We start from the raw sequence: 10,420 nt of genomic DNA, 5'->3' as shown, positions 1-10,420 counted from the left end.
ACCTATTCGCAGGATAAACTAGACGAAGTTGCCAGAAGGTTGAACGAACGCCCTAGGAAGACGCTCGACTACCAGACACCGGCTCAACGATTTGACCGATGTGTTGCGTTGACCGATTGAATCCACAGCCAAGAGCGGACCTACAATCGCATGCATATACGTCCACATCGTCTTTGAACGCTGAAAATTGAACGGTGACGTGTGAGAATTGAAGAGTATGTTTTCTTTGTTCGCGGCGCTATCATGTGGCTCTGCTCGTAGAACCATTGAAAGTAAAGATGATGCGATTTCAACCGAACCGTGCGACCCTTGTTTCCGTAGCCGCTTCCATTGTCGGTATCGCACTGGTCGCCAATGCCGTATTTTTGGTTCTGGGCGGCCAGCTGGGCCACGCCCTGATGCGCGCTGGCCTGGGCCTATATTGCTGCATCTGGGCCTTCGTCCCCTACGGCGACTTCTTCCGCGTTGCGCGTATGCCGGTCCGTCTCGACGACAGCGCGGAGCGCAATGCCTACGCCAAGTTGTTTCCTCCTCGCCTGCTGCCAGCAATGTGGTTGTCGATGGCTCTGATGTTCGGCGGGTTTGTCTATAACGTGGTTGGCGTTTTTCGCTGAGCGCTGCTTTAACCTCGTTCGCTATCGGCCAGGAGCGGCCGTTGAGCAGGTGACATTTGAGAAGAAAAAACGAAATCGGAAATAAATGAAAAAGATATTTGCAGCAATTCTTGGGGCTCTAGGCGGTACATCAGCTCATGCAGAAGCAGAGCCACCTAAGGTGGTAAGTGTGCCCGCTGAATCGATTCGATTTTCCATGCCGACCATCGCTATGGATTCAATCGAATTTGATATGCCGACCGAGAGCAGTTTCAATGGCGCCCCGCAGTTTCATGAAGATGATTGGGCACAACTGGAGTTTTTCCCACCGGCCCGTCTTCCCGAAATTCAAAACCGTCTGAAAGAACTCAAGTCATTCGAAGCAGATAACCGCACTCAGTACGAATGGAAGCAGATCTACAGACGAGAGATTAGCCGCATTTCGATAGGATTGTCCTCGGCCGATTTGGGGCATGAGTTGGACGTCAAGATCCTTTCTGCGCCAATCTTAACCACCTCTTCACAGCCTCTCGGGCAGGTACGGCATGGCTACAGCCTAGAACTGGGTAAAAATGCGTACCTTTATGGCCTGCAAGTGAATGGGAAAATCACCGTGCTCGGAGTTTCATTGCAGGGGGCCGACGATATGTTGCTGTCAAATGCATTTTTAAAGCTGAATCGGCAGCATGGACTGATATTGGTGGATTGGCGGCAGCAGTTTGTGCTTACGTCAGTAGACAGCAGCGGGCAGTTCGAGCCGTGGCGGCCGTAAGCCGCTGACGGCCAGAAGCAGACCTAGACGGACATGAAAAGTTGTAACCTCTTCGGAGCAGAAATGCCTTCAACAAAAATCAATGAAAGCACACAGCGCGAATGGCGTGAGCTCGGGTTCTTTTACGAACGAAACGATGAGGCTAAAGAATGGCGGCTCCAAGGTTCCAAGATAGGTCTTAGACGATTTTCTGCCGCCATGCGGGCGTATGCAGGAAAGCTTGAAAATGAATTAGTGTCGGAGCATGAACACTTCGGGCCGTACATGTATCTTGAACTTGGAACATGGCAGCATTCGGAAATCACCGACCATTGGATTGCCGGACCATTGAAAGAGATAGCGGAGCTGGCTGATACTATGGACATTTGCCTAAGTTCCGCATCTGTTGGCGATTGCATTTTTCTTCGCGCCGCATTCGCACCAACAGCACCTTACGAGCTTGTGCTAGAAGTTCGTGATAGTACATTCGACCCTGCAACGGCTGACACGGAGTGCTGGTAGCGGCCATAAAGCGGTCGGAGCATTTGAAAATGTCACACGAAAACTATGAAGTCACTTCTTGATCGATACTCCGTTCTTCTCCTTTTTATTTTTCCGTGTACGGCTATGGGTTACGATCTACACATTACAAAAGCCACTGAGTGGTCACTGGGTTCAGAAAGGCCAATTTCTGAGTCCGAATTGTTGATTTGCATGAGCTTTTGACCCAACCTTCGGCATAGATTTGCATTGCCGGCTGACCCGTGCCACTTGGTACGTATAGCATCTCTTCAGGGGCCTGTTGTCGTAAAAGGCGGGTCAATCATAGAGAGTCAAATTGGCGCGCAAACGTACAATGAGTTGAAGAAATCTTACTGTGAACAGGGCGCGGGTAACTCTATGGTCTGTGTCGGTGTGTATGACGGGCACTAGTGCCGCCAGAAGCGTAGGGGGCATGTGTTTTACCGTTCGCGAGACTTTGCTGCCTATTTGTTGCGCTGACGGTGGTTGCCGATGTTTTCCCTAAGCGTAAGGCCTAGATGGGGTCATCACGGGCGCTAGACGGACATATGAAAATTTAAAGTAATAGACGGGATTCGCCATTGTGTAAACGAACGTGGTGAACGAGTGACCTTGGCATGACTTTGGCCAATGCCTTCTGATGGTATTTTTGATGGTAGTGGGCGCGTACATTCTACTAAAGCAGTTAAAAATCAATCACGTATAAGTTCAATTGATGTTCGAGTGGGTAAGATCGTTTGCACAGGGACGGCCCACAGAACCGCAAAGAGTGTTTGGGGCCGGGCGTCGGCTTTACGCAAATTTACGCATCCGCGCGCTAACCCGTTGAAAATATGGGGAGTTCGATTCCAGCTCGGAGCACCAGTCCATTTTTTGATAAAGATCATGAAACGCCATAAAGCCTTGTAAATCAGGGGTTTATGGCGTTTTTTGTTTCTGAGGAATCGCATAACCGAAGTCGTGAGCGTGGTGCCGCCATTGCCCTGACAGCTCTTTGCTCAACTGGCCTGCATTCAGCGCGAGTCATTTTCTGAAGTGACCCCGATCGGCTGCGCTATCGAAAGTATGGCCAAACCGCCAAGCTGACAAGCCAGCATGGGATAAGGACCAAGATACACGCGATTGTCGATATCGATAGGAATGGCTTGGTGGAAAGTGAGGCTTCTTTGATGAGGGCTTGGGCGGCTGCCGAAATCTGCGAAGCGCCCTTGAGAAACCAATACGCAGCGATGTGAACCGCAATCCAAAACGTGGTCAGCAAGCTGGCGCAAAATATCATTCCCTCTGGGAACGCATAGACAATCTCGGTTTCGCCATTCAGGATTTGAAAATTGCCCAAGCCGTCTGGTACTAAGGTCGCGTCATGAAGGAATTTGCTGATCAGTTGCAGATTGTAGAGCGAGTCAAACCAGTTGGAAACCGAACGCCCGAAGTCCGTCGCCGAGAAGTTCTGCGAGCCGCCGCCGTAAACGGCATACTTCGCCAGGCCATACAATGCGTAAAACAAGACGGCGGAGCCCACGAGATCGAGAACAAGGGCAAGCGCTTTCGCCACGCTACCCTTATCAACTGCGAACAGCAACAGGGCTCTGGTCATGCTGACGGAAATGAAGTCGATGACAAGGCCTATGCCGAAAAAATACCAGAACTGCCTGACGACCGCTCCGGCGAAAACTGGATTGAGCATCCAAGCACGTTTTCCGTCGGCGCATAAGGCAGCGATAGCAAGAATCGCCAGCCAAGTTAGAGATACGCCGACGGATACGAATAGCGCCCGCCAGGAAAATAGCTTCGGCCCATAGACCGAGTCTGACCAATAAGTGGCGGCGACATACGCTTTGGAGAACGAGGGTTTTAGGTCGAATTGTTTTGCGGCCGTCGCCAGCCTTTGCGCGGTTGGTCCGGCGCCAAAGACCTCGTCGGCGAGTTTGGGAACCGCTAGGAACGCCAGCATGGCCCCCGATATGGCCGCTAGACTGGTCGCCGCATAAGATGTGAAATTCATACTGCTGATTGGCCGAGGAATAAGGCAAAAGTGAAAAGCACAGATCTTAGCATTGCGGAGTACTAGCAAGGCAGAGAGGGCGGAGCGAAAATAAATCCCGCCAGCAAACTAACAAGTTGTCCTGTTGGAGGAAAATTCTTTTAATATCAAATGCTTATATTAATCTGGCCTTGATCTTTTCTCGCCGCACAGTTAGCGAAAGCAGGGCGGAACGTTGATGCAGATCATGCGCTTCTTGACTACTTGCACTGCGGTGTCGGCGGCGCGCCCGGCGGCATTACGTTTGGCCTCAAGGCCCTGTTTGGCCTGCATGTCTATAGGACAACGGGGGCGCTGGTGCCTGTGGAAGAGCAACGCCGTTTTCAAACAAAGTGATCCGTGCTGATCTGCGCGATGTTAAAGCCTTTATGGCTCGATGTACGGCAGATCAACCCCGAAGCCGGGACCTGCATCGCGCGCTGCCACTTCGCGGGCGCAGACGGATGCGATTTCAAGGTATATGCGACGGTTTATTTCGCCGGAGTCCTGGACCGATCGATGTTGCGGCGGCTTACCAGTCCCGGCGAACCCGCAGCATGGCGAACGGCTGGGTGCGGGTCACGTTGTGCTCGACGACGTCGATGGCTCCTGCCAGCCTGTCGCCGGCATAGTGGGTTCGGTCATTGGTGATGACGCGCCCGGCGAGGTTGTTCAGTTCCAGCGTCACCATCAGGTTCGACGCCGGACGGTAGTTGAGGAACGCGCGGGCCCAGCCCGTGCCATTGCTGGTGTCGTGTTCTGCAACCTGCCAGCTGTCGTTGCTCCAGCCATTGTCAATGGACAGTCCCCAGGCGGTTCTCTGCCGCGGCAAGTCCTGCGAAAACTCGACCCTCCATGCCAGCGGCTGCTCGCCGGACAGCGCGCGCGTCTCCAGCGTGGTGGGATCGGTGACGGACGAGGAGCGCCTGGTCATCGACAACTTGAGCAATCCCTGCGGCAGGGACCAGCTGTCGGTGGGCAGGGTGAGCGAGCCGGAGACGCTGTCGGCGCTGGCGTCGCCGATATTGCCGGCAGCGTCGTAGCTTGCGTTCGCTGTACGGATCGGCATGCGGTCGAGCAGGTCGCTGATGTGCGATTGCGTGTAGCTCAACACAGCCGAACCCCGTTCCCCGAAGCGGTATTCGACCGCGCCTTCGCACAGCAAGGTCTTGGCTGGCACCAGGTCGGGCAAGTCGGCCCTGAGCGTTTTGTCGGCGATGCCGAAATATCCTGCGGAATCGCCAAAGTTCAGCTGGCTGACCTCGCGCTCCATGCGCAAGCGCAGCAGCAGCGACGAGCTTGGCGACAACGATAGCCGCAGCCGCGGCTTGGGATAGACATAGGCCTTGGCCTCCGGCTGGTCGGCGCCCACGCGCAAGCTGGAGTGTTCGATTTTCAGGCCGGCCTCGGCGCTCAGCGAGCTGTCGACCTGCCATGCCGATGACAGCTGGCCTTCAACGCGCGATTCCTGCACCCAGGCGCTGCCGGTCGGCGACACGGCGGCGCCGGCGTTGGCCTGATAGGTGTTGCTGTTGTCATTGGTGTTGACGGTGCGCTCAAAGCCGCCACGTATCGTGACCCCGTCCAGCACTCGCCAACTGAGCTGCCCCGCCACGACCTGCTCGCCGGCCGTGGCATTGGCGACCGAGTACGATGGGTTGCCGCCCGCCGCAAACGTCGATTCGGCGGTCTGCTCGGATGTCCGGTGCAGCGCCTTGAGGTCCATGCTGGCGCCGTTCGCCAGGTCGCGCGTGTAGGCCAGGCCCTGTTCCAGCGTGCGTCCGGCATTGTCGTTGCTGCTCGACGAGCGCGTTCCGGCGTCGTACCGGGCCTGCGACTGGTAAGTCCAGGGATTGACTGTGCTGTTCCAGGTCAGTTGGCCGTTCAGCAGATCCTGGCCATAACTCAGCTTCATCGTCTGGTTTCCGGCCATGCCGGCGCCCGCTATGGTCACCTCGGCGGCCGGGGTGGCGGCGGCATACAGCGTGGTCCGGCGTCCCTGTCCTTGCGACATGTCCGGTGAGCGGTTCCTGGCCAGCGTGACGTTGATGCTCTTGTCCCCATGTTTCAGGCTGTAGCTGCCATCCAGCGAGGGCTGCTGGATGCCGTCCGGCGTCAGATAACTGGAAACGCTGGTGGTGGCGGAAACCAGGTCCATCTGTTTGAGCAGGAGGTTGGCCACGGTCGGGTAGCCCTGCATATCGATGCCGCCCGCGCCGCCATTGATCACCTCGATGCGCTCGACGCCCGCCACCGGGATGCGGCCCAGCACGTCGCCGAGCGGCTCTGTTTTGGAAGTGGGGCGCTTTCCGTTGATGAGTACGTTGCCGGCCACGCCGCGCGACGCATTCCCGCCATCGAAGACAAAGCCGGGCAGGCGGGCCACCATGTCCATCGCCGTGCTGGCCTGAAACTGCGCGAAGTAGTCCGGGGTGAACGATTGCGGCGGCGTCGCCGTGGCGGCGCCGGCCGCCCCTGAGGTGGCCAGCACGGCGGCCAGCAGGGCCGCGTGATGGAGGAATGTCTTGTGTCGCATTTCAACATTGTGCAATGAACACCATGAGTTCGCAATTGCGAAATTCACTAAACTGCCGGCGAGATTCAGGCTGCGGGCGGTATCGCTGCAAAATTAATGTGGCATTTGCGGAACATTTTCCGCATATCTCTACTGGAGCATGGCGACTGACGTTGATAATGTGTGTTGGCGGCACATACCTCAATCGGCGGGCAGGTTCTCAATGCGTGGATGTAAATTTCTGATCGGCTTCTTCTGTTTGCTCGCCTTGGCGATGCTGCGCGCGCATGCCGCGCAGCCGGTCCGGTTTCTCATGCTGGAGAACCGCACCATGCCGTTTGGCCTGGTGGTGCAGGGCCCGAATGCGCACTTGCTGTTGGCAGACGGCATCACCAAGGATTGGCAGGATGCGTTGGCCAAGGAACTCGGCCGGACGCCGGCCTACCTGCTGTTGCCCCGCAAGCGCCAGGACATGGCCGTGGTCCAAAAGTTGGTGGATTTGCGCTGCTTCGTCAGTCCGGACTGGCTCACCAGCGAACAGATGGAGCAGTATGACTGGCCGGCGCCGTTTTTCGAGGTCGAGGAACGCCTGGTCGGCCCGGTGAACGGCAAGCCCCTGGACAGCCTGGATGAGTTGTCCGGCGCGCGCATCGGCACTGTGCTCGGCTACAGCTACCGCAGCCTGGAGCCCTTGTTCGCCGATGGCCGCGCCAAGCGGGACGATGCGATCAACGAGACGTCCTCGGTGCTCAAGCAAGTGGCCGGCCGTACCGACTTCATGGTCATGCGCAGCTTGGACTTCGAGTATCAACAGAAGAGCGATCCGACGCTTAAAAAACTGCGCCTCACTCCGGTTGTGGTCAGCCGCTTTGCCATGTATTGCGCGCGCCCCAAATACAGCAGCGTGACGCTGCGGGACTTGAGCAACGCGCAAACGCGCTTGCTCAATGCGGGCGTGCTGGACAGGATTTTGGCCAAGTACCGCTAGCGGCGCAACGCTAGCGCACGCAGAAGGCAGGCCGCTGCCGGCGTGTTTCCGGGTAGGCCAGCACGCGGCGTATCGCTTCGAGCGGCACATGATAGGCCTGCATATACGTCCAGGCGATGGCCGACCCCTTCGAGTTGGCCAGCCAGATGCCGTGCTCCACGACCGAGCTGATCACATTGTTGCGACGTTGGTCTCCATTCATGCTTTACTCCCAAGGCAAAACGGAAACGTTATTACATAATTAAAAAACGTGTCGCGCCATTGGAGCCGAGCCGCTCAGCCAGCCAGCCCGAGCTTTTGCGCCAGGCCGATGCGTTGCAGCTTGCCGGTCGCGCCCTTGGGGATCTCGTCGAGGAACAGTATCTTGCGCGGCACCTTGAAATCGGCCAGGCGGATCGCGACGAACTCGCGTAGTTCCTTCTCGCTGATCGCCTGTCCGGGGTGCAGTACCACGGCCGCGCCGACGTCCTCGCCCAGCTTGTCGTGCGGAATGCCGAAGGTGACGACTTGCTGGACCGCCGGATGGTCCATCAGGATTTCGTCGACTTCGCGCGGCGAGATTTTTTCGCCGCCACGGCTGATGATTTCCTTCAGGCGACCGGTGATGCGCAGATAGCCTTGCTCGTCCATCACGCCCTGGTCGCCGGTGCGGAACCAGCGGCCCACATAGGCTTCCGCGTTGGCCTTGGGGTTGTTCTCGTAGCCGGCGGTGACGTTGCCGCCCTGGATGACGATCTCGCCGGTGGCGCCGGCCGGCAGCAGCTGGCCTTGCTGGTCCATGATGGCGACCTGCGGGCCGGCCGCCAGGCCCACCGAGCCCGGCACGCGCAGCGCCGGCGGCAGGGGATTGCTGGCCATCTGGTGCGCCGCCTCCGTCATGCCGTAGGCCTCGATCAGCGGCGCGCCGAACGCCGACTCCAGTCCGGCGATCACCTGCGGCGGCATGGACGCCGACGACGAGCGCAGGAAGCGCAGCGGATGGGCGGCAATGACGGCCTGGTTCTGCGCCGCGCGCGACAGGATGGTCTGGTGCATGGTCGGCACCGCCGTGTACCAGCTCGGCCGCGCCTCCTGCATCCACGCGAAGAACTTCAGCGCGTTGAAGCCGGGCGTGCAGAAGACGGCGCCGCCGGCGGCCAGCGGCGCCAGCAGGCCGGCGATCAGGCCGTGGATGTGGAACAAGGGCATGATGTTCAGGCCGATGTCGCGCGCCGTCAATTGCAGCGTGGCGCCCACATTGCCGGCCGAGGCGCAGATATTGGCCTGGGTCAGCGGCACGATTTTCGGCCGCGAGGTGGTGCCCGAGGTGTGCAGGATCAAGGCCAGGTCGTCGTCGGCGGGCGCGCTGGCTGGCGCCGGCGGCGATGCGGTGGTCGTGCCGGCCGCCGCGCGCAGGCTGAAGGCGCCTGCGCCGGCCTCGGCGGGCAGCAATTCCAGCACCGGGATGCCCAGTTTGGCGGCTACCGCCAGCGCCGCCGACTGGCTGCCGTGTTCGACGATCAGCGCCTTCGCTTGCAGATCGCTCAGATAAAATTCGAACTCGTCGGCGCGATAGGCGGGATTGAGCGGCGCCGCGCAGGCTGCGGCGGCCACGCTGATGAAGGCGGTCGCCATCGCCGGGCCGTTCGGCAGCACGATCGCCACGCGGTCGCGGCGGCCGATGCCGAGCTGATTGAGCGTGGCCACGGCTTGCGCCACCTGCTGGCGCAGGGCGCGATAGCTGAGTGGCTGGGCGCCTGGCGCATGGATGGCGGTGGCGTCGTCGGCGCCGGTCAGGAGCAGTTCGGAGAGCGTGGTCAAAGCTGGCATGGTGGCTTTCTGGGTGGGCTTGCGTGGAAGGGGGCTTAAACGCCGGGGCTGGCGATGCGCAGGCTGCCCTGCTGTGCCTGGACGGTACGCGCCAGCAGCGAGGCCAGCGCGTACACGGCGTTGATGGTGGGGGTGGGGGTGCCGGTCAGGCGCGCCATGTCGAGCACGCTGCCGACCAGGGCCGCCAGCTCCAGCGGGCGGCCCGCCTCCAGATCCTGCAACATCGAAGTCTTGTGCTGGCCGACCGCCGCGGCGCCGTCGATGCGCTGTTCCAGCGACACCTTGAAGTTGACGCCCAGTTGCTCGCCTATGCTTTGCGCCTCGCGCATCATATTGGCCGCCAGTTCGCGGCTGGGGGCGTAGGCGCAGATGTCGGCCAGGGTCGCGTGGCTGAGCGCGCTGATCGGGTTGAAGCTCAGGTTGCCCCACAGCTTGATCCACAGTTCGGAACGGATGTCGGAACTGATCGGCGTCTTGAAGCCGGCCGCGCGCATGGCGTCGGCCAGGGCGCGGATGCGCGGGGTCGATGCGCCGTCCAGTTCTCCCAGCGAAAAGCGGTTGCCCTCGATGTGGCGGATCACGCCCGGTTCCAGCATGTCGCAGGCGGGATAGACGATGCAGCCGATGATGCGCTCGACCGGCAGCGCGGCCGACACCACGCCGCCGGGATCGACCGCCTCGACCCGCTGTCCCTCGTGCGCGCCGCCGTGTTTGTGGAAATACCACCACGGCACGCCGTTCTGGGCGGTGACGATCACGGTGTCCGGTCCCAGCAGCAGCGGGATCTCGGCCGCGACGGCCGGCAGCTGGTGCGCCTTCATGGCGAGGATCACCACGTCCTGCGCGCCGAGCTCGCCGATGCGGTCGCTGGCCTGCACCTTCGCGCACAATTCGCTGCCGTCCTGCAGCCGCAGCCGCATGCCGTGCGCGCGCACCGCGCTCAGATTGGCGCCGCGCACCACCACGCTGACTTCATGGCCGCTGTGCGCCAGCTTGACGGCCAGCAAACCGCCGATGGCGCCGGCTCCCACCACGCATATCTTCATCGTTTTCTCTGCATCCCTGATTGATCGGCGGCGCCGCGTGACAGGGATTCTAACGCGGAGTGTGTTTTTCTTGCAACTTATTGCAATTTATACATATTGTATTTAAGATATCTCGGATGCCACTGCCCGGAAGTCCGCCTTCCGGTTCATCCACCGCTGCCGCGCCAAGAGCC

The 10,420-nt window shown here is 59.5% G+C and carries 9 protein-coding genes and 1 pseudogene; 5 read left to right on the top strand and 5 right to left on the bottom strand.

All coding sequences use genetic code 11. The annotated features are described in order from the left end of the window. Positions 1 to 278: 278 nt before the first annotated feature. From D0T21_RS09340 to D0T21_RS31615, 3 genes are all read left to right on the top strand, one after another. Positions 279 to 614: a hypothetical protein gene (locus D0T21_RS09340; RefSeq protein WP_116991045.1), complete on the top strand. Its 336-nt coding sequence runs from the start codon at positions 279 to 281 to the stop codon at positions 612 to 614. Positions 615 to 699: 85 nt separating this feature from the next. Further along, positions 700 to 1,365: a hypothetical protein gene (locus D0T21_RS09335; RefSeq protein WP_116991044.1), complete on the top strand. Its 666-nt coding sequence runs from the start codon at positions 700 to 702 to the stop codon at positions 1,363 to 1,365. 63 nt (positions 1,366 to 1,428) lie between these two features. Next, positions 1,429 to 1,866 carry a hypothetical protein gene (locus D0T21_RS31615; RefSeq protein ID WP_147328062.1) on the top strand — a complete coding sequence of 146 codons (438 nt, stop codon included), beginning with the start codon at positions 1,429 to 1,431 and terminating at the stop codon, positions 1,864 to 1,866. Positions 1,867 to 2,920: 1,054 nt separating this feature from the next. On the opposite strand, the gene D0T21_RS09325 is transcribed toward D0T21_RS31615, so the two are convergent. Then, positions 2,921 to 3,871: a hypothetical protein gene (locus tag D0T21_RS09325; RefSeq protein WP_147328061.1), complete on the bottom strand. Its 951-nt coding sequence runs from the start codon at positions 3,869 to 3,871 to the stop codon at positions 2,921 to 2,923. A gap of 180 nt (positions 3,872 to 4,051) precedes the next feature. Here D0T21_RS09325 and D0T21_RS32395 point away from each other — a divergent pair. After that, a pseudogene (locus tag D0T21_RS32395) lies at positions 4,052 to 4,189 on the top strand (D-serine ammonia-lyase); the annotation flags it as partial. A 232-nt stretch (positions 4,190 to 4,421) separates the two neighbouring features. On the opposite strand, the gene D0T21_RS09315 reads toward D0T21_RS32395, so the two are convergent. After that, a complete protein-coding gene (locus D0T21_RS09315; RefSeq protein WP_116991042.1) occupies positions 4,422 to 6,425 on the bottom strand; it encodes a hypothetical protein in 2,004 nt (667 codons plus the stop codon). Positions 6,426 to 6,627: 202 nt separating this feature from the next. Between D0T21_RS09315 and D0T21_RS09310 the strand changes: the two genes are divergently transcribed. Then, the gene (locus tag D0T21_RS09310) at positions 6,628 to 7,392 is read left to right on the top strand and encodes an ABC transporter substrate-binding protein (RefSeq protein ID WP_116991041.1); all 765 of its coding nucleotides are present in this window, start codon (positions 6,628 to 6,630) and stop codon (positions 7,390 to 7,392) included. A 10-nt stretch (positions 7,393 to 7,402) separates the two neighbouring features. Here D0T21_RS09310 and D0T21_RS31610 read toward each other — a convergent pair whose 3' ends face one another. The 3 genes from D0T21_RS31610 to D0T21_RS09300 form a co-directional block, all read right to left on the bottom strand. Then, positions 7,403 to 7,594, bottom strand: a complete 192-nt coding sequence (locus D0T21_RS31610) for a hypothetical protein (RefSeq protein WP_116991040.1) — start codon at positions 7,592 to 7,594, stop codon at positions 7,403 to 7,405. 74 nt (positions 7,595 to 7,668) lie between these two features. Then, complete coding sequence (locus D0T21_RS09305; protein ID WP_116991039.1) at positions 7,669 to 9,201, bottom strand: acyl--CoA ligase; 1,533 nt, start codon at positions 9,199 to 9,201, stop codon at positions 7,669 to 7,671. A gap of 35 nt (positions 9,202 to 9,236) precedes the next feature. Then, complete coding sequence (locus D0T21_RS09300) at positions 9,237 to 10,247, bottom strand: 2-dehydropantoate 2-reductase (protein WP_116991038.1); 1,011 nt, start codon at positions 10,245 to 10,247, stop codon at positions 9,237 to 9,239. Between the last annotated feature and the right edge of the window lie 173 nt (positions 10,248 to 10,420).

The sequence above is a fragment of the Duganella sp. BJB476 genome, assembly GCF_003416895.1.
Taxonomy (GTDB): Bacteria; Pseudomonadota; Gammaproteobacteria; order Burkholderiales; family Burkholderiaceae_D; genus Rugamonas.
Note: the sequence above shows the minus strand (reverse complement) of the source record. Positions and strands in the feature narration are given on the sequence as shown.

What these genes read in the sequence shown, in the direction of transcription:
- D0T21_RS09315 (WP_116991042.1), bottom strand. Translation starts at nt 6,425, where the DNA reads ATGCGACACAAGACATTCCTCCATCACGCGGCCCTGCTGGCCGCCGTG.
- D0T21_RS09325 (WP_147328061.1), bottom strand. Translation starts at nt 3,871, where the DNA reads ATGAATTTCACATCTTATGCGGCGACCAGTCTAGCGGCCATATCGGGG.
- D0T21_RS09335 (WP_116991044.1), top strand. Translation starts at nt 700, where the DNA reads ATGAAAAAGATATTTGCAGCAATTCTTGGGGCTCTAGGCGGTACATCA.
- D0T21_RS31615 (WP_147328062.1), top strand. Translation starts at nt 1,429, where the DNA reads ATGCCTTCAACAAAAATCAATGAAAGCACACAGCGCGAATGGCGTGAG.
- D0T21_RS09300 (WP_116991038.1), bottom strand. Translation starts at nt 10,247, where the DNA reads ATGAAGATATGCGTGGTGGGAGCCGGCGCCATCGGCGGTTTGCTGGCC.
- D0T21_RS31610 (WP_116991040.1), bottom strand. Translation starts at nt 7,594, where the DNA reads ATGAATGGAGACCAACGTCGCAACAATGTGATCAGCTCGGTCGTGGAG.
- D0T21_RS09340 (WP_116991045.1), top strand. Translation starts at nt 279, where the DNA reads ATGATGCGATTTCAACCGAACCGTGCGACCCTTGTTTCCGTAGCCGCT.
- D0T21_RS09310 (WP_116991041.1), top strand. Translation starts at nt 6,628, where the DNA reads ATGCGTGGATGTAAATTTCTGATCGGCTTCTTCTGTTTGCTCGCCTTG.
- D0T21_RS09305 (WP_116991039.1), bottom strand. Translation starts at nt 9,201, where the DNA reads ATGCCAGCTTTGACCACGCTCTCCGAACTGCTCCTGACCGGCGCCGAC.